Consider the following 20,090-nt stretch of genomic DNA (forward strand, 5'->3'; position numbering starts at 1 on the left):
AGTCCCCGATATGGGCGTACGACGACCCGAAAGTCAAAGCCTTGCTTCAGAAGACCCGTGCGCTTCGGCGCGCCTCCGACGCGGCAGCCGCTCGCGCCACCGTCACCCGTACACCCCTCATCGCCCTCGGCGCCGCCACGGTCGCGCTCGTCGGCATCACCCTCAGCGTGGGCCTCGCCTCCGCCCCGGCGGCCGGAGCGGAGCGCTCCGACGCCACCTCCGCCGTCACGAGCCACGACCTCGGCACCGAGCCCCTCACCCGTATCGCCGATCAGGCCGTCATGACGGTCTCGAACGCGACCGATGCGGTCGCCGCGGCGAAGAGCCTGTCAACGGAGGTCGCCGAGTCGGGCCTCGACGTGGGCGCGGCGGCGTCCGTGGACACCACCGCTCTCGAGGACGACCTGGAGACCCTCGCCGACCGATCCACCCTCCCGCTGGTCCTCATCACGGTGACGACCGCGCAGGCCGAGGCGGAGACCGACAAGGTCGTGACCGCGACGGCAGAGCTCCAGCAGGCCTACACCGCCGCGCAGGAGAAGAAGGCGGCAGAGGACGCTGCGCGCGCCGCCGAGGAGAAGGCGGCGGCCGCAGCGGCCGCGCTCGCCTCCGCGAACACGCCGGACGGGGCTCGGGCCACCGCACAGCAGATGATGGCCGACCGCTACGGCTGGGGTGGCGACCAGTTCTCCTGCCTGAACTCGCTGTGGAACAAGGAGTCCGGCTGGAACTACCAGGCGTACAACAACGACGGGGGAGCGACCGGCATCCCGCAGGCGCTGCCCGGCAGCAAGATGGCCTCGGCGGGTGCCGACTGGCAGACGAACGCCGCCACCCAGATCGCCTGGGGCCTGCAGTACATCGCCGACGCCTACGGCACCCCGTGCAGCGCCTGGGGACACTCCCAGGCCATGAACTGGTACTGAGCCGCAGAGCGGGCCCCCTCGCGAACGATTGCCCCTAGCCGTCACCCGACACGGACGCTACCGTGACAGGGAGACGGCTGGGGGCGTCGCGATTTCCGAGGAGGAATGGTGCTCGACCCCACCGTCTGGCTCGACGTCCCGCAGGAGGTCTCCACGGGCACGCTTCCCGGATGGGAGCGGGTGGACGAGCTCGTGCGGGAGGCGCACGCCCGGTACGCGGACGAGGTGTCCGGGGAGGTGGCGGACTACATCCCCGTCCTCGCCGCGGTCGATCCGGAGCTGTTCGGGCTCGCGGTGATCGAGGTGGGCGGCGGCATCCACGACGCCGGAGACGCGCTGCACGCGTTCTCCATCCAGTCGATCTCGAAGATGTTCGTCTACGCGCTGGCGATCCAGGAGCACGGCCACGAGCGGGTCCGCGAGATCGTGGGCGTCAACAACACCGGCCTCGCCTTCAACTCGGTGGTGGCGCTGGAGCTCAACGACGGGCATCCGCGCAACCCGATGGTCAACGCCGGGGCGATCGCGACCACGGCGCTGATGCCCGGCGCCACGGCGGTGGAGCAGTGGGAGCGCGTCCGCGAGGGGCTGTCCGCGTTCGCCGGACGACCGCTGAGCCTGGACGGCGAGGTCTACGCCTCCGAGGCCGGGTCGAACGAGCGCAACCGCGCACTCGGATGGCTGCTGCGCAGCTACAGACGACTGGCCGGCGATCCGGACGAGATCGTCGACGTCTACACCCGTCAGTGCGCGCTCAGCGTGACCGCGCACGACCTCGCCGTCATGGGGGCCACGCTCGCCGACGGCGGGGTCAACCCCGTGACGGGAGAGCGGGTGGTCTCCGCGGACGTCTGCCGTGACACGCTCGCCGTCGTCGCGGCGAGCGGGCTGTACGAGCGGTCCGGGGACTGGCTGTTCGAGATCGGCCTTCCGGCCAAGTCGGGCGTCTCGGGCGGCCTCGTCGCCGTCTCTCCCGGCAAGGGCGCCGTCGCCGGCTTCTCGCCCCGGCTGGACGAGGCGGGCAACTCGATCCGGTCGCAGATGGCGATCGGCCACCTGTCGCGGTCGCTGGGGCTGAACCTCTTCGCCTCCGCGCCCGCGCCCGCGCATGCCGGCGAGGCGCGTGTCTCGTCAGCCTCGGAAGGAGAGCGCTCATGACCCGCACGGCCCCCGCCCCCGCGAAGACGTCCTGGCTGCCGATGGTCAGCCTGTTCCTCGCACAGGTGCTCATGTCCTTCAACGTCGCAGCGCTGCCGATCTCCCTCGGCGGCATGGTGAGCGACTTCGGCGTCCCGCCGACCGTCGCGAGCACGACGATCGTGATGTACGGCCTCGCCGTCGCGGCGCTCGTGATGACCGGGGCCAAGCTCGGGCAGCGCGTCGGCTGGGTGCTGATCTTCCGCGTCGTCGTCGCGCTCTTCGCGGGGTCGGCCGTGATGATGCTCCTCGCCCCGACCGTCTGGTGGGCCATCGCCGGGCAGGCTGTGGCGGGAGCGGCCGCGGCGATCATCGTCCCCTCGATCGTGGCTCTGATCGCCGAGAACTACCGGGGCCCGCAGCAGGCCACGGCCATCGGCGCGATCGGCTCGGCACGCGCGATCTCCGGCGTCAGCGCCTTCCTCATCGGAGGGACGCTCGGGACGCTCGTCGGGTGGCGTCCGCTCTTCGTCATCGTGCTGGCGATCGCCGTCGCGGTCTTCGCGCTGAGCTTCACGCTGCGCGGCGATCGCGGCGATGCGGCGATCCGCATCGATCTCGTCGCGGCGCTCCTCATCGGCGCGGCGATCGTGCTGCTGACCCTCGGATTCAACAACCTGAACAGCTGGGGAGCGCTCGCGGCGGCGCCGTCCGCCCCGTTCTCCATCCTCGGGCTCTCGCCGGCACCGATCTTCATCGTGTCGGGGATCATCCTGGGCCAGGGGTTCTTCCTGTGGACCCGGCGGCGGATGGCCGAGGGGAAGGTGCCGCTCATCGACCTGAGCGTGCTGGGGTCGTCCCGGGAGCGCGCCGCGGTGTACGCCATGTTCATCGTCGTGGCGCTGGAAGCCTGCGTGAACTTCACGGTGCCGCTGTACATCCAGATCGTCCAGGGGCGGACGCCGTTCGACACCGCCCTCGCGATGATGCCGTTCAACCTCACGGTGTTCGTGACGGCGACGCTCGTCGTCCGGTTCTACACGCGCTACCCGCCGCGCACGATCGGCGTCTTCGGGTTCATCCTCACCACGGCGGCGCTGGTCTGGCTCTCGGTCGTCGTGACCAACAACTGGGAGACGGTGCCGACCATCGCCGGACTCATCGTGTTCGGCATCGGCCAGGGAGCCCTCGTCACGCTGGTGTTCAACGTGCTCGTGACCGCGGCACCGCCGGAGCTCGCCGGCGACGTGGGATCGTTGCGCGGCACCACGCAGAACCTCGCCTCCGCGGTCGGGACGGCGCTCGCCGGGGCGCTGCTGGTCTCGCTGCTCGCGCTCAACGTCGGACGCGCGGTCGTGGAGCATCCGGAACTGCCGCCGTCGCTGGTGTCGCAGATCGACCTGAACGAGGTGAACTTCGTCAGCAACGACGAGCTGCGTGCGGTCCTGGACACCACGGACGCGACGCCGGAACAGGTCGACGCCGCGGTCGCCGTGAACGAGGAGTCGCGCCTGCGCACGCTCAAGCTCGGCCTGCTGATCCTCGCCGCGGTGAGCGCGCTCGCGATCCTGCCGGCGTCGCGCCTGCCGAACTACCGTCCGCACGAGATCCCGGATCCCTCGCCGGCCGGGCCGGGGGAGTGATCCTCAGCGGAGCTCGGAGATGAGCACGGCGCTCGTCCCGGGCGCGATGGCCTCGAACACGTGCGCCGCGTCGCCGGCATACGTCAGGTAGTCGCCCGGGTTCAGCACCACGGCATCCTCGGGCGGGCCGACCCGCGCCTGCCCGGCGATGAGGATCACGTGCTCGATCGTGCCCGCATGGTGGGGGTCCGAGCGGCGGGGGTCGCCGGGCTCCGCCTGGATGAGGTACACGTCGCGCCGGGCGCCCGGAGGGCTCGCCGAGAGGAGTGTGGCGCTGTAGGCGGCGGCAGCGGAGGGCACCCCCGCGAGGTCGTCGGCGCGGATGAGGGTGGGGGCGTTGGCCTGCTGGTCGACGAGCACCGCGAACGGGACACCGAGCGCGACGCCCAGCGCCCACAGCGTCTCCACGCTCGGATTGCCTGCGCCGCTCTCGAGCTGGGAGACCGTGGCCTTGGAGATGCCGGCCCGGCGGGCGAGCTCCGAGACGGACAGGTTCGCCGTCTCGCGCTCGCGGCGGAGCGTGCGGGCGATGCGGGTGCGGAGATCCTCCATGCGTTCATCATGGCAAACGATCGTTCGCTTGACTATGCCGAGCGCCATGTTCAGAATGATGATCGTGTGTTCAGTGAAGCGAACGGATGGCTGTCGATGACCGCTGGACGTGAGGTGTGGCGTGAGTCCCTCGGCGTCGTGCTCGCCACGAGTGCCTATGGCATCTCCTTCGGTGCGCTCGCCGTGGCCGCGGGCCTCGACGTGTGGCAGGCGTGCGTGCTCAGCCTCCTCATGTTCACCGGCGGATCCCAGTTCGCCTTCGTGGGCGTCTTCGCCGCCGGCGGCTTGGCCGCGCTGCCGTCGGCGATCGCGTCGGCCGCCCTCCTCGGCGTGCGCAACGTCGCCTACGGCATGCGCATGTCGCCGGTCGTCGGCGGGGGACCGGCGCGACGGGCCGTCGCCGCGCACTTCACCATCGACGAGTCCACGGCGGTGGCGATCGCGCAGGACGATCCGCGCCTGCGCCGGGTGGGCTTCTGGGTCACCGGGGTCGGCATCTTCCTGGGCTGGAACCTCACCACTCTCATCGGCGCGCTGGTCGGCGACGTGCTCGGCGACCCGAAGGCGTGGGGCCTGGATGCCGCGGCGGCCGCAGCGTTCCTCGCCCTGCTGTGGCCGCGACTGCGCCGGCGGCAGGCGGTCGCCGTCGGGATCGCGGCGGCCGTGATCGCGGCCGCCCTGACCCCGTTCCTCCTGCCGGGACTCCCCGTGCTGGTCGCCGCGCTCGTCGCGATCGTCGTCGGGTGGTTCAACTGGCTGGAGGCACCGCGAGCCGCAGAGGTCGGCGACGGGGAGGTCGGCGCATGAGTCTCTGGAGCGCCATCCTCCTCGCCGCCCTGATCTGCCTCGCACTGAAGGCCGTGGGCTACCTCGTGCCGCCGAAGGTGCTCGAAGCCCCGCGCCCCGCCCGTATCTCCGATCTCCTCACCGTCGCGCTGCTCGCCGCCCTCGTCGCGGTGCAGTCGCTCGGCGACGGGCAGGCCATCACCGTCGACGCGCGTGTCCCCGCCCTGCTCGTCGCGGCGGGACTCCTCTGGCTGCGGCAGTCGTTCCTCGTGGTGGTGGCAGCCGCCGCCCTCGTCGCCGCGCTGCTGCGGCTGGGGGGTCTCGCCGCCTGACACGTCGTTTCGCCGGACAGTGCCCGGGTAGGATCGGGGGGTGCGCGGGAAGTGGTTGTCGAGGGTGCTGTCCTGGGTGGCTGCTGCCCTGGTGGGTGGGGTCTACGGCGTGGCCGGGACCATCGCGCACAGCGTCATGTGGGGGCCGATCCCGATCGGCCTGATCGTCGCCGCCATCGCCTGCGCCGCGATCCTCATCGCCGTGCGGGCGCTCACCCATGACCGGGGCGCCGCCGTCGCCGCCGGACTCGGGATGCTGGGCATGATCGTGCTCATCTCGGGCGTCGGTCCCGGTGGCTCCGTCGTCGTGCAGGACACCCTCGCCGGGCGCATCTGGACCTATCTCGCCGCCGGCATCGTGCTGCTCGTCATCGCGTGGCCGTCGTTCTCCCGGCAGCCGGTCCGCCCCGCCACGCCGTCCTCGGAGGAACCCGAGGTCCACGGGTCGTAGACTGAGGGGGTGACGTATGTGATCGCCCTCCCGTGCGTCGATGTCAAGGATCGCGCCTGCATCGACGAGTGCCCCGTTGACTGCATCTACGAGGGCGAACGGTCGCTCTACATCCACCCGGATGAGTGCGTGGACTGCGGAGCGTGCGAGCCGGTGTGCCCCGTCGAGGCGATCTACTACGAGGACGACCTCCCAGACGAGTGGCAGGACTACTACAAGGCCAACGTCGAGTTCTTCGACGAGATCGGCTCGCCCGGAGGCGCCGCCAAGGTCGGCGTCTACCCGTTCGACCACCCGATCATCGCCGCGCTCCCGCCGCAGGGCGAGTAGGCCCGCTCCGTGAGCGTCCGCGACCTCGCCGACTACCCGTGGGACGCCGTGGTCCCGTATCGCGAGCGCGCCGCCCGGCACCCTGGCGGGCTCGTCGATCTCTCCGTCGGCTCGCCGGTCGATCCCACGCCGGAGATCGTCCGTCAGGCCCTCGCCGAGGCGACCGACGCCCACGCCTATCCGCAGACCGTCGGCACCCCCGCGCTCCGGGAGGCGATCGTCGACTGGTACGCCCGCCGCCGCGGCGTCCCGGACCTCCGGGTCGACAACGTGCTGCCGACGATCGGCTCCAAGGAGCTCGTCGCGCTGCTGCCCACGCTGCTGGGTCTCGGCGCCGGAGACATCGTGGTGCACCCCCGCGTCGCCTACCCGACGTACGACGTCGGCGCGCGGGTCGCCGGGGCGACGCCTGTCGCGGCCGACGACCCGGCGGAATGGCCGGAGGGCGCGCGGCTCATCTGGATCAACACCCCGGGCAACCCGGACGGTCGCACGTGGACCGTCGACGAGCTCTCCGTGGCTGTGCAGCGGGCGCGTGAGCTGGGGGCCGTGCTGGCCAGCGACGAGTGCTACGCCGAACTGGGATGGGACGGTCCGTGGACCGAGGAGCCCATCCCGTCGGTGCTCGACCCGAGGGTGACCGGTGGCACGCGGGCGAATCTGCTCAGCGTGTACTCGCTGAGCAAGCAGTCCAACCTCGCGGGTTATCGGGCGGCCTTCGTCGCAGGCTGCGCCCGCGTGGTCGGTGAGCTCCTCGCCGCACGCAAGCACCTCGGCCTCATGCCGCCCGCGCCGGTGCAGCAGGCGATGATCGTCGCCCTCGGTGACGATGCACACGTCGCGGCGCAGAAGGAGCTCTACCGTGAGCGGCGGGCGCTGCTGCTGCCCGCCGTCGAGGCTGCCGGCTTCCGCATCGACGGCTCGGAGGCGGGGCTGTACATCTGGGCGACCGAGGGACGCGACGCCTGGGAGTCGATGGCGCGCCTCGCCGACCTCGGGATCCTCGCGGGCCCCGGGCACTTCTACGGTGCCTCCTCACCCGAGCACGTGCGGTTGTCGCTCACGGCGCCGACCGACCGCGTGGCCGAGGCGGCTCAGCGCCTGCGCGGAGCGGTTCTGTAGGAACCCTCCCTGTTGCGCCGATCTCTTTGGCCGTTGTCACAGTAGGCCTGCGCGACGACTAGGCTGTAAAGGCGATTCGGTCGGCACCCGGCCAGGCGCTCGGCGCCCGAGAGATCGCCAGTTCCGGCTTGATCAAGAACTTGCTGACGCCCGCGACGCCGGGGCGATCAGACAGAAGGAGGAGGTCCGCGTGAGCGCTGCGGCAGACCAGACGGCGAAGCTGACGATCGGCGAGACTACCGCCGAATTCCCCCTGGTGCGCGGTACCGCGGGCCACGACAGTATCGACTTCTCGACGCTGACCCGTCAGACCGGCTACACCGGTCTCGACTACGGCTTCGTCAACACCGCCTCCACGAAGTCGGACATCACGTTCATCGACGGAGACAAGGGCATCCTGCGCTACCGCGGCTACCCGATCGAGCAGCTCGCCGGCAGCACCAGCTACCTCGAGGTCGCGTGGCTGCTCATCTACGGCGAGCTGCCGTCCGCCGGCGAGCTGGCGGAGTTCGACGAGAAGATCCGCCGCCACACGCTGCTGCACGAGGACCTCAAGCGCTTCTTCTCGGCGCTGCCGCACACCGCGCATCCCATGTCGGTGCTGTCCTCCGCCGTCGCGGCCCTGTCGACGTACTACGAGGGCCAGACCGACCCGCACAACCCCGAGCACGTCGAGCTGAACACCATCCGCATGCTCGCCAAGCTTCCGGTCATCGCCGCCTACGCGCACAAGAAGAGCGTCGGCCAGGCGTTCCTCTACCCGGACAACTCGCTCGGCTTCGTGGAGAACTTCCTGAAGCTGAACTTCGGCGTGAACTCCGAGCCTTACGAGATCAACCCGACCATGGTGAAGGCCCTCGAACTGCTGCTCATCCTGCACGAGGACCACGAGCAGAACGCCTCGACCTCCACCGTCCGCCTGGTCGGCTCCACGGGAGCCAACCAGTTCGCCTCCGTCTCGGCCGGCATCCAGGCGCTCTCGGGTCCGCTGCACGGCGGCGCGAACGAGGCTGTGCTGACCATGCTCGGCCAGATCCGCGACTCGGGCCAGAGCGTCTCCCGGTTCGTCGAGCGGGTGAAGAACAAGGAAGAGGGCGTGAAGCTGATGGGCTTCGGGCACCGGGTCTACAAGAACTACGACCCGCGCGCCAAGCTCGTCAAGGAGGCCGCGGACGAGGTGCTGAGCTCGCTCGGCGTCACCGACCCGCTCCTGGACCTCGCGAAGGAGCTCGAGGAGATCGCCCTCGCGGACGACTACTTCCGTGAGCGGCGCCTGTACCCGAACGTCGACTTCTACACGGGCGTGATCTACAAGGCGATGGGCTTCCCCACGCGGATGTTCACGGTCCTGTTCGCGATCGGCCGCCTGCCCGGCTGGCTCGCCCAGTGGCGCGAGCTCCAGCTCGACCCGCAGACGAAGATCGGCCGTCCGCAGCAGCTCTACACCGGGTCGCCGGAGCGCGCCTTCCCGACGCGCTGAGCGCGGGCGTCGCAGACGCCGAAGGCCCCCTCGCACCGGAGTGCGAGGGGGCCTTCGTCGTCGTCAGGCGCGAGCCGGGATCAGCGTCCCTGGCCGCCGCGCGCGCCCTGGCGGCCCTGACCGCCCTGGCGCTGCGCACCCGGCGCGCCCTGGCCCGCAGAGCGCGGACGGCGACGACGGCGGGAGGGCGGGGTGGTCGCGGTGCTCTTCTCGCCGCCCGCGGGCCGCTGCTTCGCAGAGCGCTGCTGCTGCGGCTGCGGGGGAGCGGGGCGCACGTGCGGCGCCCGCTCGGGGACGAGCTCGGTCACGGCGTCGGCGGTGAGGTTCTCCAGCGGTGCCGTGATGGCGGCCTTGCGCAGGAGATCCTTCACGTCGCGGCGCTGCTCGGGCAGGACCACGGTGACGACCGTGCCCGCCGCCCCGGCCCGCGCCGTGCGGCCCGAGCGGTGCAGGTAGGCCTTGTGCTCGACGGGCGGGTCGACGTGGACGACGAGGTCGACGTTGTCGACGTGCACACCGCGAGCGGCGACATCGGTCGCGACGAGCACGCGGACGCCCCCGTCCGCCGGGTCGGTGGAGAAGGCGCCGAGGTTGCGCTCCCTGGCGTTCTGGGACAGGTTGCCGTGCAGATCCACGGCCGGGATCCCGGCGGCGGTGAGCTGCTTGGCGAGCTTCTTCGCCTGGTGCTTGGTGCGCGTGAAGAGGATGCGACGGCCGGTGCCCGAGGCGAGGTCGCGCACCAGCACGGTCTTGTTCTCGGGGGAGTCGACGACGAGCACCCGGTGGGTCATCTCGCCGACGGGCACGCTCGCCTCGTCGACCTCGTGGCTGACGGCGTTCGTGAGGAACCGGCGGGCGAGGGTGTCGATGCCGCGGTCCAGCGTGGCGCTGAAGAGCAGGCGCTGACCGTCGGCGGGGGTCGCCGAGAGGATGCGGGTGACGCCGGGGAGGAACCCGAGGTCGGCCATGTGGTCGGCCTCGTCGAGCACGGTGACCTCGATCGCGCTGAGGCGCACGACCTGCTGCTTCATGAGGTCTTCCAGGCGGCCGGGGCAGGCGACGACGATATCGACGCCGCCCTGCAGCGCCTGCTCCTGCGGACGCTGGCTGACGCCGCCGAACACGGTGGTGACCCGGAGGCCGACGGCCTCCGCGAGCGGGGCGACGGTCGCCGCGATCTGGGTGGCGAGCTCGCGGGTGGGGGCGAGCACGAGGCCGCGGGGCAGGCCGGACCGGCGCTTGTGGCCGGAGGCCGCCAGGCGGGCGACGAGCGGGAGCGCGAAGGCGATGGTCTTGCCACTGCCCGTCCGTCCGCGACCGAGGAGGTCACGGCCGGCGAGCGAGTCGGGCAGGGTGTCACGCTGGATCGCGAACGCCTCGGTCTTTCCGGAGGCGGCGAGAACGGTGGCGAGCTCGGCGGGGACGCCGAGATCGAGGAAGGAAGGCATGCAGAGAACTCCGTCAGCGCACGAGAACGGCGCGGGATAGTGGGGTGAGGTGGGCGAAGACGCAGCGAGTGCGCGTCCGTTCGCCGTGCGAATGGCCAGTTCGGGCTGGAGAGGGGAGCGCGGGCGCTCGCTTCGGTCCTCGGAGACCCCTAGACGACGACGATGCTGACCGGCCGGCGGCGCGGGCAACGGAGCCAGTCTACCAGCGGAGACCGGTCGAAGGCTGCAGGCGGGCTGTCAGGCGTGGAGCGCCTCGTTGAGCGTGACGCCGACGCCGGCGCGGCGGACCGCCTCGACGGCACCCGTGAGCGAGTTACGACGGAAGAGCAGGCCGTCCTGACCTGAGAGGTCGGCGCCCTTGACGGTCTTGCGGCCGCCATCGGCCGTCGCAGGACCGTCGGCGAGCACGATCTTCGTCCCGGCGGTGACGTAGAGCCCGGCCTCCACGACGCAGTCGTCGCCGAGGGAGATGCCGATGCCGGCGTTCGCGCCGAGAAGTGTGCGGGCGCCGATCGACACGCGATGCGACCCGCCGCCGGAGAGCGTGCCCATGATCGAGGCGCCGCCGCCGATGTCGCTGCCGTCGCCGACCACCACGCCCTGCGAGATGCGACCCTCGACCATCGAGGCGCCGAGGGTGCCCGCATTGAAGTTGACGAAGCCCTCGTGCATGACCGTGGTGCCGGGCGCGAGGTGAGCGCCGAGCCGCACGCGCGAGGCGTCGGCGATGCGCACTCCGGCGGGCTGCACGTAGTCGGTGAGACGAGGGAACTTGTCCAGGCCCTGGATCTGGATCCCGGCGCGCTGGAGCTGCGGACGCAGGCGCGCGGCGTCGGCGGGGAGCAGCGGGCCGGCATTGGTCCAGGCGACGTTCGGCAGGTGACCGAAGATGCCGTCGAGGTTGAGGGCGTTCGGCTGCACGAGCAGGTGCGACAGCGCGTGCAGGCGCAGATAGGCGTCCGCGGTGGAGATCGGGGCCGCGTCCAGGTCGATCGTGAGCTCGATCACCGCGAGGGTGACGTCGCGGCGCTCGTCCGGTCCGGTCTGTGCGTCGAGTGCTGTGCGCGCGGCGGCGACCTCGGCGTCGGACGGCGCGGACGAGCGGACCTCCGGGTACCACGCGTCGAGGACCGTGCCGTCGCTCGCGGTGGTCGTCAGGCCGAGTCCCGAGACAGATCGTGCGTCGCTCATGCCTCCACGGTATCGCGCCGACGACGGTGTCCCGTCCCGCATGACGGGCATCAGTAGGCTGGGGGCATGGTGCTCGATCTGACCGCGTCCTCCGCCGACATCACCCGCGCGATCTGCGACGTCCCGAGTGTCTCCGGCGACGAGAAGACACTGGCCGACCTGATCGAGGAGGCCGTGTCCGGTCTGCCGCACCTGGAGGTCATCCGGCACGGCAACACGGTCGTCGCCCGCACGGATCTCGGTCGGGCGCAGCGCGTCGCGATCGCCGGGCACATCGACACCGTGCCCCTCAACGACAACCTGCCCACGCGCGACATCGAGATCGACGGCGTGCCGTATCTGTGGGGTCGCGGCACCGTCGACATGAAAGCGGGGGTCGCGGTGCAGCTCAAGCTGGCCGCCGAGCTCACCGACCCCGCGATCGACGTGACCTGGATGTGGTACGACAACGAGGAGGTCGCGGCCTCCCTGAACGGCCTCGGGCTTCTCGCCGCAGCGCGTCCCGACCTGTTCCAGGCCGATTTCGCCATCCTCGGGGAGCCCTCGAACGGCCAGGTCGAGGGGGGATGCAACGGCACGCTGCGGGCGATCGTGCGGACCACGGGCGTCCGCGCGCACAGCGCCAGAGCCTGGATCGGCGAGAACGCGATCCATCGCGCGGCGCCCATCCTCACCCGGCTGTCCGAGTACCGAGCGCGCGAGGTGATGGTCGAGGGACTTCTCTATCGGGAGGGCCTCAGTGCGGTCCGCATCGCGGGAGGAGTCGCGGGCAACGTCATCCCGGACGCCTGCGAGGTCGAGGTCAACTACCGCTTCGCGCCGAGCAAGTCCGCGGCCGACGCCGAGGCTCACGTCCGAGCGGTGCTCGCCGGATTCGACGTCGAGATCACGGATGCCGCCGAAGGTGCCCGCCCCGGCCTGGACGCGGACATCGCGCGCCGGTTCGTCGCGGCTGTCGGCGCGGAGCCGCAGCCGAAGTACGGCTGGACCGACGTGGCGCGGTTCTCGGCCCTCGGCATCCCGGCCGTGAACTACGGGCCGGGCGACCCGCATCTCGCCCATCACGACGAGGAGCGTGTGCCGCTCGCCCAGATCGACGCCGTCGAGCGGGGTCTGCGCGCATGGCTGACGTCGCACTGACGCTCGCACGGCGCTGGGCGCGGATACCGCTGGCTCTGCGCATCGGCATCGTCTACGTCCTCGCACGGGTCGTGACGACCGGATTCCTCATCGCAGCGGCCGCCCTGTCCACGGTGTTCTCGCGCTTCGGCGGCGACGCCGGGCTCGTGGACTTCGTCCTCGCGTGGGATGCGCAGTGGTACTGGCAGGTGGCGGTGCACGGCTATCCCGCCGACCTCCCGCTGACCGATGACGGGCAGGTGGCCGAGAACGCGTGGGCCTTCATGCCCGTGTTCGCGTACGCCGCCAAGGCGTTGGGCTTCGTGCTCGGCTCCTGGGGCGCGGGCGCTCTCGTGCTCTCGCTCGGAGCCGGCTACCTTGCCTGTCTCGCCCTGCATCGTCTGCTCCGCGACCGCATCGGGAACGCAGCGGCGCTGTGGGCCGTCGTCTTCTTCGCGTCCGGGCCGCTGGCCGCGCTGTTCCAGGTCGGCTACGCGGAGACGCTCTTCCTGCTGCTGCTCTTCCTCGCGCTGGATGCGACGATCCGGCGGAACTACACCTGGCTGTACGTGCTCATCCCGGTGCTGGGGTTCACCCGCCCCGGCGTGCTCGCCTTCGCCCTGTACCTCGGTCTGCACGGCATCCTCCGCTGGCGGCATCGCCGCACCGATCCGCTGGGCGCCAGGGAGATCGTGCACATCGTCGCCCTCGGCGCGCTCGCGACGGCCACCGGGTTCGCCTGGCAGCTGATCGCCGGTGTCGTGACCGGTGACCCCGGCGCCTACCTCGCCACCGAACTCGCCTGGCGACGACACTGGATCGCCGGGGGAGTCGAGGGCTTCGTGCCCTTCGAGGGGTGGGTGCAGGCGTCGCACTTCTGGTTCGAGCTGTGGGGTCTGCCACCGGCCTGGGGACCGGTCGCCCTCGTCGTCCTCGTCGTCGCGGCGGGCGCGGCGCTGATGCTGTCCCCGCAGGTGCGCGCGCTCGGCCCGGACCTCCGTCTCTGGAGCGCGAGCTACCTGCTCTATCTGCTCGCAGTGTTCTTCCCGCAGTCGAGCACCTTCCGCCTGCTGCTGCCGCTCAGCCCGGCGTGGGGTGCGGTCGCGGTGCCCCGGTCACGAACCTGGCGCCTGGGGGTGCTGGCACTGTGCCTGGTCGGCCAGTGGGTGTGGATCTACCACGTGTATGCCCTCGGCAGTACGTTCTGGCAGGTGCCCTGACGACGCGGGGGAGCGGATTGTGTCCCCGTGACGTCCACGGCGCGGTCGCACCCGATAAACTCGTCCCATACCACCGGAGGAAAGGGAGCCACGATGGCAGCGATGAAGCCGAGGACCGGAGACGGACCCATGGAGGCCGTGAAAGAGGGACGACTCATCATCGTGCGTGTTCCGCTCGAAGGAGGAGGCCGCCTGGTCGTCTCCGTGAACGACGCCGAGGCCAAGGAGCTTCACGACGTGCTCGGTGCCGTCGTGGCCCCGGCCTGATCGAACCCGGTCCGCTGAAGCGCGACCGCAGAGGGCGAGGGATCGCGGATCCCTCGCCCTCTTGTCGTGTGGAGGTGCCGCTCAGGCGCGGTCGTCGAGGCGGATCAGCTGCAGCAGGCCCTCGCCCGCGGGCGAGACCGTGGCCAGCACCGCCGACGATTCCTGCGTCTCCTGGACGAGCGATCGATAGGCGGAGGTGATGTCGTCGCGCTGGACCGGGTCGGCCACGCGGCCCCCGGCGAGGATGCGGGGCACGAGCACCAGGCCACCGGTACGAGCGAGACGGAGTCCGTGCGAGACGTACTCGATGACGTTCTCGGGGTCGGCGTCGACGAGGACGATGTCGTACGACGCCTCGTTCATGCGGGGGAGCACGTCGATCGCGCGTCCGGCGATGAACCGCGCGCGGGTGGCGGGCACCTTCGCGTCCGCGAACGCCTGACGGGCGGCGGCGAGGTGCTCGGGCTCGTTGTCGATCGAGGTCAGCACCGCGTTCGGTGCCCCGCGCAGCAGCCAGAGTCCGGAGACGCCGGCGCCGGTTCCGATCTCGACGATGGAGCGGGCGGTGCCCGCGGCGGCGAGCACCGCGATCTGCGAACCGACGACGGCGCTGATGGGGGCCGCCCCGAGCTCCACGGCGTGGGTGCGAGCGCGGGCGATGGTCTCCGGCTCGACGATGGACTCGCGAAGGAAGCGCGCGTTGGCGTCGTGCTCGCTCATGACCTGCCTCTCCCTGCGTGCATGGCTGATGTGTCCAGGGTATTCGCTCACCGCGCGCAGAGCCCGCAGGCGCGGCGGTAGCCTGGTCACATGACGTTCGGCCTCACCTTCGAGAAGCTGCTGCTCATCGGCCTGATCGCAGTGCTGATCATCGGCCCCGAGCGTCTGCCGCGTGCCGCGGAGGCCTTCGCGAGCATCGTGCGCAGGGCCGGCGAGTACATCCGCGACACGAAGTCCCGCGTCCGCGAGGAAATGGGTCCGGAACTCGACGACGTGGACTGGCGCAAGCTGGACCCGCGGCAGTACGACCCCCGGCGCATCATCCGCGACGCGCTCCTGGAGGAGCCGGAGCCCGCGACCCCCGCGCAGGCGACGGCGACGATCGCGGAGCCGGTGGCCCCGCGCACCGCGCCGCCGACCTTCAGCGCCGAGAACCGCCCGCCGTTCGACACCGAGGCGACCTGAGTCGTCGGTTCAGGAGATCCGGGTCCGCAGCATCGTCAGCTCCTCGTCGCTGAACAGCGAGCGCGGGATCGCGGTGGCGACCGAGGCATCGCGCACCTTGAAGATCACGGCGTCCCTGCCGACACGGAGGCTCTGGAACGTGCGGTACGGGATCTCGGAGCGGCGGCGATCGCTTCCCAGCTGCAGCCTGTCCTCGTCCAGCGCGACCCAGACCACGCTCTCGACCGGCATCGCGGCACGGACGGCCTTGCGGGCGCTCGAGGTGGTCAGGATCACCGCGTAGGCACCCAGTGCCACCGTCACGGCGGGCAGCCAGGCGACGATCGTGCTGACCTCCGCTCCGCGGGAGAGGAGGTCGTTGAGCGTGAAGACGGAGAGGACCAGTCCGGCTGCCAGTGCGACCCACATCACGATCGCGACGGGCCTGGTCAGGGAGTAGACGGTGGCGTCACGCGCCATCCGCCGCAGCAGGCTCTCATCCACGGTCACAGATCGGTGCGGCATCCGTCCATCCTCCCCTTCGGTCTCAGGCGATCGACATCGGCAGCGAGCGTCCGGCGAGGCCACGGCCCCGTCGGGCGAGGCCGGCGGCCATCGTGCGGATCGCCTGGGCGGCGGCGTCGTCGGGCGCGGAGGTGACGACCGGGACGCCCACGTCCCCGCCCTGACGGAGCGCCGGGCTGAGCGGGATGGAGGCGAGCAGGGGGACCGGCGCGTCGGGCTCGGACAGGGCCTCCGCGACCGCCGCTCCGCCACCCGCGCCGAACAGGTCGATGACCGTGCCGTCGGGGAGGGTGTACGCGGACATGTTCTCGATCACGCCGATCACGCGCTGACCGGTCTGACGGGCGACGAGTCCGCTGCGGATGGCCACGTCGGAGGCCGCCGCTTGGGGAGTGGTGACCACGAGCACTTCGGCGTGGGGGAGGAGCTGCCCGATCGAGATCGCGATGTCACCGGTGCCCGGTGGCATGTCGATGAGCAGGACGTCGAGGTCGCCGAAGAAGACGTCGGTGAGGAACTGCGAGACCGTGCGGTGCAGCATCGGTCCGCGCCAGGCCACGACGGACTCCCCGTCGCGCAGGAACATCCCGATCGAGATGGTCTTCACCCCGTGTGCCACCGGCGGCAGCATCAGGTCGTCGATGCGCGTCGGCTGCGTGCCGGCGGGGATACCCAGCAGCCCGGGGATCGAGAAGCCGTGCACGTCCGCATCCACCAGGCCGACGGCGAGACCCCGGTCGGCGAGAGCGACCGCGAGGTTCGCGGTGACCGTCGACTTGCCGACGCCGCCCTTGCCGCTGGAGACGAGGATCACGCGGGTGAGGGAGTCGGGGCCGAAGGGCATGTGCCGGGCGGGGCGTCCCGCCCGGAGCCGTTCGGTGAGGGCCTTGCGCTCGGCCGGGGTCATCACGCCCACCTCGACCTCGACGTCCGTGACCCCGGGGACCGCGGCCGCGGCACCGCGCACGTCGCGCTCGATGCGGTCGGCGGCGGGGCACCCGACGATCGTCAGCACGATGCTCACGCGCGCGACCCCGTCCTCGACCGAGATGTCGCGCACCATGTCGAGGTCGCCGATCGGCTGCCGCAGCTCCGGATCGGTCACCGCCGCCACCGCGGCCCTGACGCTCTCGGCCGCGGTCATGAGGCGGTGCCGCCCGCGGGCTTCTCCTCGGCGTCGCCCAGCTCGGCCAGCAGGGCCCGGAGCTCCTGCCGGAGCACGTCGCGGGTGACCACCTGCGCGTTGCGCTCCTCCAGCGACATCCGCAGCGCGACGATCTCGCGGGCGAGGTACTCGGTGTCGGCGAGGTTGCGCTCGGCGCGCTGCCGGTCCTGCTCGATCTGCACGCGGTCGCGGTCGTCCTGGCGGTTCTGCGCGAGGAGGATCAGCGGCGCGGCGTATGAGGCCTGCAGCGACAGCATGAGGGTGAGCGCGGTGAAGCCTAGCGCGGCGTCGTCGAAGCGCACCTCGCGGGGCATCAGCGTGTTCCAGCCGATCCAGAGGATGCAGAAGAGGCTGAGGATGACGAGGAACGCCGGGGTGCCCATGGCGCGGGCGACCCACTCCGTGAAGCGACCGAAGCGGTCGCGCGAGGTCGACCGGGGGCGGGTGCTCGTCCGTCCTGGCGCGTCGAGGCGGGCGGCCCGCTCCTTGCGCGCCATCAGCGCGCCTCCGTCACGGGCGGTGTCACATCGTCGCTGTCGTGGGTGCGCCAGTCGTCCGGCAGCAGGTAGTCGAGCACGTCGTCGATGCTGATCGCGCCGACGAGGCGGTGGGCTGCGTCGATCACGGGCAGCGAGACGAGGTCGTAGCTGGCGAGCATGCGGGCGACCTCGGCGGCGGAGGCGGTGACGGGCACCGGCTCGAGGCTGTCGTCGAGGATGGCGCCGAGCCGCTCGTGCGGCGGATAGCGCAGCATCCGCTGGAAGTGCACGAGGCCGAGCAGCCGGCCGGTCGGCGTCTCGAACGGCGGGAGCGTGACGAAGACGGCCGCGGCGAGAGCCGGATGCAGCTCGTGGCGGCGGATGAGCGCCAGTGCCTCGGCGACCGTGGCGTCGGCGGAGAGGATGATCGGCTCCGGGGTCATCAGACCGCCCGCCGTGTCGGGACCGTAGCGCAGCAGCATCCGTACGTCCTCGGCTCTCTCCGGCTCCATCCGCTGGAGCAACTGCTCCAGCTGGGTGGGCGGGAGCTGGGCGAGGAGATCGGCGGCGTCGTCCGGCTCCATCTGATCGAGGATGTCGGCTGCCCGCTCCTCGCCGAGGCGGTCGAGGATGTGCACCTGCTCGTCCTCGGGCATCTCCTCGAGGGCGTCGGCGAGGCGGTCGTCGGAGAGCTCCTCCGCGACCTCGATCATCCGCTGCTGGGGGAGGTCGAGGAGCGTGTTGGCGAGGTCGGCGGCGTGCAGCTCGGAGTAGGAGGCGACGAGCTGCTCGGCGGACTGCGATTCGCCCGGTGCGTGCTCCTCGGTGACCTCGCTCCAGGCGGCGAACGTCGTCGGGCCCTTGGCGAACGGCGACGCACCGGTCTTCGGCCGGCGCAGGAAGAGCTGGCTGATCGCCCACTCGCCGAGGCGGTTGGGCTCGATCGCGACGTCCTCGATGACGGCGGTGCCGCTTCCGTCCGTGAGGCTCACGCGTCGGCCGAGCATCTCGGCGAGGACGCGTACCTCGCCGGCGCGCGGCGAGAAGCGACGGACGTTGATGAGGCCCGTGGTGATGACCTGACCGGACCGGATCGACGTGACCCGGCCGATCGAGAGGAACACGTGGCGGCGGCCGGGGATCTCCACGACCAGTCCGATCACGCGCGGGGCCGCGGTACTTCGATACACGACGACGACGTCCCGGACCTTGCCGAGCCGGTCGCCGACGGGATCGAAGACGGCACACCCTGCCAGGCGCGCGGCGAAAACCCGTTGTGTGCTCACTCGACCAGCGTAGCCCGCGCCGTGCCGGGACGGCGGTCGCGGCGGTCGCTCGGCCGGACGCGGGGCACGACGTGGAAGAATAGCCGGATGAGCATGCTGAATCGCCCCGCGAGCGGCACGGACACCGGTGAGATCGTCGCCTCCATGCGCGACTACGAGAGCGCGCAGAAGGCGGTGTCGAAACTGATCGCCGGAGAGGTCCCCGCGCGCGACATCGCGATCGTCGGTCAGAGCGTGCGGACGGTCGAGCGGGTGACCGGACGGCTCGGCTATGCCGCGGCGGCACGGTCGGGAGCGATCAACGGCATCCTCATCGGCCTGTTCCTCTCGGCGATCCTCGTCCTCGGCAATCCTGAGGTGCCGATCCAGCTGTTCGTCGGCTTCGTCCTCATCGGCGTCGCAGTGGGCATGCTGCTGAGCCTCATCACCTACGCGATCGTGCGTCGCCGTCGGGACTTCGCGAGCGTGACGCAGTTCGCCGCGGATCACTACGAGGTGACCGTGCAGCCCGGTTCGCTGGCGAAGGCTCGCCAGGTCCTCGGTGCGCAGCGTGTCGCCCCGGTGCGTCCGCCGGTGAACCTGGACGAGCCGCCGAAGTACGGCGAGCGGATCCCGCCCGGTCCTCCCCAGCCCTCGCCTGAGCCTGCACCCGAGCCTGAGGCTGATCCTGCCCCGGCGCCTCAGCCTCAGCCTGCACCGGCTCCCGAGCCCGCGCCCGAGCCGGGACTTCCGCCGCGACCCGCCGACCCGGAGACCGGCACCCCCGGATCGGTGCGGTGACCGCGGAGCCCACGCCGGTCCGCATCGAGGTCGCACTGCCGACCGGTACGACGACGGTGTCCGCCGACTGGACACCGGGCATCCGTGACGACGTCGTCCTGATCGCCCACGGGGCCGGAGCCGGGAAGGACCACCCCTTCCTCGTCGGGTACGACCGCGCACTCGTGGCGCTCGGGTACGCGACGCTGCGTTTCAGCTTCCCGTACGCCGAGCAGGGACGCCGCATGCCCGGTCCGGCCGCGCACGCCGTCGCGACGTGGGACGCCGTGGTCGCCGACGCCCGCGTACGAGCGCCACGAGCCGCCGTGTGGGCCACCGGGAAGTCCTATGGCGGGCGCATGGCGTCCCTGGCCGCGGCGGAGGGACTCGTCGTGGAGGGCCTCGTCTACCTCGGCTACCCGCTCCATCCGCCCGGCCGCCCGGACAAGCCCCGGGTCGCCCATCTGCCGTCGATCACCGTCCCGCAACTCTTCATCGAGGGCACGGCGGACCCGTTCATTCAGCCGATCGCCCAGCTCGACGACGCCGTCGCCGGCTGTCAGGACGCCAGGGTGCACTGGATCGAGGGCGGCGGGCACTCCTTCGAGGTCAAGGGGAACCGGCGCCCGCCGGCCGAGGTCGGCGCGGACATCGCGCCCGTGGTCGACGCCTTCGTCGCAGCACGACGGGGCTGATCCTCCTCCGAAT

The 20,090-nt window shown here is 71.3% G+C and carries 23 protein-coding genes; 15 read left to right on the forward strand and 8 right to left on the reverse strand.

All coding sequences use genetic code 11. The features are described from left to right. Positions 1-41 precede the first annotated feature (41 nt). From C6C15_RS05665 to C6C15_RS05675, 3 genes are all read left to right on the forward strand, one after another. Positions 42-926 carry a phospholipase gene (locus C6C15_RS05665; protein WP_199787696.1) on the forward strand — a complete coding sequence of 295 codons (885 nt, stop codon included), beginning with the start codon at positions 42-44 and terminating at the stop codon, positions 924-926. A gap of 105 nt (positions 927-1,031) precedes the next feature. Further along, positions 1,032-2,084 carry a glutaminase A gene (gene glsA, locus C6C15_RS05670; RefSeq protein ID WP_105949513.1) on the forward strand — a complete coding sequence of 351 codons (1,053 nt, stop codon included), beginning with the start codon at positions 1,032-1,034 and terminating at the stop codon, positions 2,082-2,084. Beyond that, the gene (locus C6C15_RS05675) at positions 2,081-3,706 is read left to right on the forward strand and encodes an MFS transporter (RefSeq protein ID WP_105949514.1); all 1,626 of its coding nucleotides are present in this window, start codon (positions 2,081-2,083) and stop codon (positions 3,704-3,706) included. The genes glsA and C6C15_RS05675 overlap by 4 nt, the downstream gene beginning before the upstream one ends. 3 nt (positions 3,707-3,709) lie before the next feature. Here C6C15_RS05675 and C6C15_RS05680 read toward each other — a convergent pair whose 3' ends face one another. Beyond that, a complete protein-coding gene (locus C6C15_RS05680) occupies positions 3,710-4,258 on the reverse strand; it encodes a helix-turn-helix domain-containing protein (RefSeq protein ID WP_105949515.1) in 549 nt (182 codons plus the stop codon). 96 nt (positions 4,259-4,354) lie between these two features. On the opposite strand from C6C15_RS05680, the gene C6C15_RS05685 reads away from it, so the two are divergent. The 6 genes from C6C15_RS05685 (at position 4,355) to C6C15_RS05710 (ending at position 8,759) form a co-directional block, all read left to right on the forward strand. Beyond that, positions 4,355-5,065: an AzlC family ABC transporter permease gene (locus C6C15_RS05685; protein ID WP_105950769.1), complete on the forward strand. Its 711-nt coding sequence runs from the start codon at positions 4,355-4,357 to the stop codon at positions 5,063-5,065. Beyond that, positions 5,062-5,376 (forward strand): AzlD domain-containing protein, encoded by a 315-nt coding sequence (locus tag C6C15_RS05690; RefSeq protein ID WP_060922742.1) that lies wholly within the window; start codon positions 5,062-5,064, stop codon positions 5,374-5,376. Before C6C15_RS05685 ends, C6C15_RS05690 begins: the two co-directional genes overlap by 4 nt. Before the next feature lie 40 nt (positions 5,377-5,416). Further along, on the forward strand, positions 5,417-5,827 hold the full coding sequence (locus C6C15_RS05695) for a hypothetical protein (protein ID WP_060922743.1): 411 nt from the start codon (positions 5,417-5,419) through the stop codon (positions 5,825-5,827). 9 nt (positions 5,828-5,836) lie between these two features. After that, a complete protein-coding gene (fdxA, locus tag C6C15_RS05700) occupies positions 5,837-6,157 on the forward strand; it encodes a ferredoxin (protein ID WP_017203330.1) in 321 nt (106 codons plus the stop codon). Between the two features lie 9 nt (positions 6,158-6,166). After that, the gene (dapC, locus tag C6C15_RS05705; protein ID WP_105949516.1) at positions 6,167-7,279 is read left to right on the forward strand and encodes a succinyldiaminopimelate transaminase; all 1,113 of its coding nucleotides are present in this window, start codon (positions 6,167-6,169) and stop codon (positions 7,277-7,279) included. A 190-nt stretch (positions 7,280-7,469) separates the two neighbouring features. Beyond that, entirely contained in the window at positions 7,470-8,759 is a 1,290-nt protein-coding gene (locus C6C15_RS05710) for a citrate synthase (RefSeq protein WP_105949517.1), read from the forward strand. 80 nt (positions 8,760-8,839) lie between these two features. Here C6C15_RS05710 and C6C15_RS05715 read toward each other — a convergent pair whose 3' ends face one another. Together C6C15_RS05715 and dapD are read right to left on the reverse strand one after the other, a co-directional pair. Next, on the reverse strand, positions 8,840-10,207 hold the full coding sequence (locus tag C6C15_RS05715) for a DEAD/DEAH box helicase (RefSeq protein ID WP_062766414.1): 1,368 nt from the start codon (positions 10,205-10,207) through the stop codon (positions 8,840-8,842). A gap of 237 nt (positions 10,208-10,444) precedes the next feature. Continuing rightward, positions 10,445-11,398 (reverse strand): 2,3,4,5-tetrahydropyridine-2,6-dicarboxylate N-succinyltransferase, encoded by a 954-nt coding sequence (gene dapD / locus C6C15_RS05720; RefSeq protein WP_105949518.1) that lies wholly within the window; start codon positions 11,396-11,398, stop codon positions 10,445-10,447. Positions 11,399-11,464: 66 nt separating this feature from the next. Between dapD and dapE the strand changes: the two genes are divergently transcribed. From dapE to C6C15_RS05735, 3 genes are all read left to right on the forward strand, one after another. Beyond that, entirely contained in the window at positions 11,465-12,538 is a 1,074-nt protein-coding gene (gene dapE, locus C6C15_RS05725) for a succinyl-diaminopimelate desuccinylase (protein ID WP_060923139.1), read from the forward strand. Continuing rightward, positions 12,520-13,737, forward strand: a complete 1,218-nt coding sequence (locus tag C6C15_RS05730) for a hypothetical protein (RefSeq protein WP_105949519.1) — start codon at positions 12,520-12,522, stop codon at positions 13,735-13,737. Before dapE ends, C6C15_RS05730 begins: the two co-directional genes overlap by 19 nt. Before the next feature lie 93 nt (positions 13,738-13,830). Beyond that, positions 13,831-14,004, forward strand: a complete 174-nt coding sequence (locus C6C15_RS05735) for a DUF3117 domain-containing protein (RefSeq protein WP_071328210.1) — start codon at positions 13,831-13,833, stop codon at positions 14,002-14,004. An 81-nt stretch (positions 14,005-14,085) separates the two neighbouring features. Here the strand turns inward: C6C15_RS05735 and C6C15_RS05740 are convergent, their stop codons facing one another. Beyond that, complete coding sequence (locus C6C15_RS05740) at positions 14,086-14,724, reverse strand: O-methyltransferase (RefSeq protein WP_060923137.1); 639 nt, start codon at positions 14,722-14,724, stop codon at positions 14,086-14,088. A 90-nt stretch (positions 14,725-14,814) separates the two neighbouring features. Between C6C15_RS05740 and C6C15_RS05745 the strand changes: the two genes are divergently transcribed. Then, positions 14,815-15,189 carry a twin-arginine translocase TatA/TatE family subunit gene (locus tag C6C15_RS05745; RefSeq protein ID WP_105949520.1) on the forward strand — a complete coding sequence of 125 codons (375 nt, stop codon included), beginning with the start codon at positions 14,815-14,817 and terminating at the stop codon, positions 15,187-15,189. Between the two features lie 9 nt (positions 15,190-15,198). On the opposite strand, the gene C6C15_RS05750 is transcribed toward C6C15_RS05745, so the two are convergent. The 4 genes from C6C15_RS05750 to C6C15_RS05765 are packed head-to-tail and all read right to left on the reverse strand — an operon-like array spanning position 15,199 to position 18,623. Continuing rightward, a complete protein-coding gene (locus tag C6C15_RS05750) occupies positions 15,199-15,693 on the reverse strand; it encodes a YcxB family protein (protein WP_060923135.1) in 495 nt (164 codons plus the stop codon). A 22-nt stretch (positions 15,694-15,715) separates the two neighbouring features. Then, positions 15,716-16,837: an Mrp/NBP35 family ATP-binding protein gene (locus tag C6C15_RS05755; RefSeq protein WP_105949521.1), complete on the reverse strand. Its 1,122-nt coding sequence runs from the start codon at positions 16,835-16,837 to the stop codon at positions 15,716-15,718. Beyond that, positions 16,834-17,355, reverse strand: a complete 522-nt coding sequence (locus C6C15_RS05760) for a DUF1003 domain-containing protein (RefSeq protein ID WP_025102963.1) — start codon at positions 17,353-17,355, stop codon at positions 16,834-16,836. Before C6C15_RS05760 ends, C6C15_RS05755 begins: the two co-directional genes overlap by 4 nt. Then, positions 17,355-18,623, reverse strand: coding sequence for a magnesium transporter MgtE N-terminal domain-containing protein (locus tag C6C15_RS05765; protein WP_060923132.1), 1,269 nt, complete (start codon positions 18,621-18,623; stop codon positions 17,355-17,357). Before C6C15_RS05765 ends, C6C15_RS05760 begins: the two co-directional genes overlap by 1 nt. An 87-nt stretch (positions 18,624-18,710) precedes the next feature. On the opposite strand from C6C15_RS05765, the gene C6C15_RS05770 reads away from it, so the two are divergent. Both C6C15_RS05770 and C6C15_RS05775 read left to right on the forward strand, forming a co-directional pair. Further along, positions 18,711-19,403 carry a general stress protein gene (locus C6C15_RS05770; RefSeq protein WP_060923131.1) on the forward strand — a complete coding sequence of 231 codons (693 nt, stop codon included), beginning with the start codon at positions 18,711-18,713 and terminating at the stop codon, positions 19,401-19,403. Further along, positions 19,400-20,077, forward strand: coding sequence for an alpha/beta hydrolase family protein (locus C6C15_RS05775; RefSeq protein WP_105949522.1), 678 nt, complete (start codon positions 19,400-19,402; stop codon positions 20,075-20,077). The genes C6C15_RS05770 and C6C15_RS05775 overlap by 4 nt, the downstream gene beginning before the upstream one ends. The last annotated feature ends 13 nt before the right edge of the window (positions 20,078-20,090 follow it).

The sequence above is a fragment of the Microbacterium sp. str. 'China' genome, from assembly GCF_002993305.1.
Lineage (GTDB): Bacteria > Actinomycetota > Actinomycetes > Actinomycetales > Microbacteriaceae > Microbacterium > Microbacterium paraoxydans.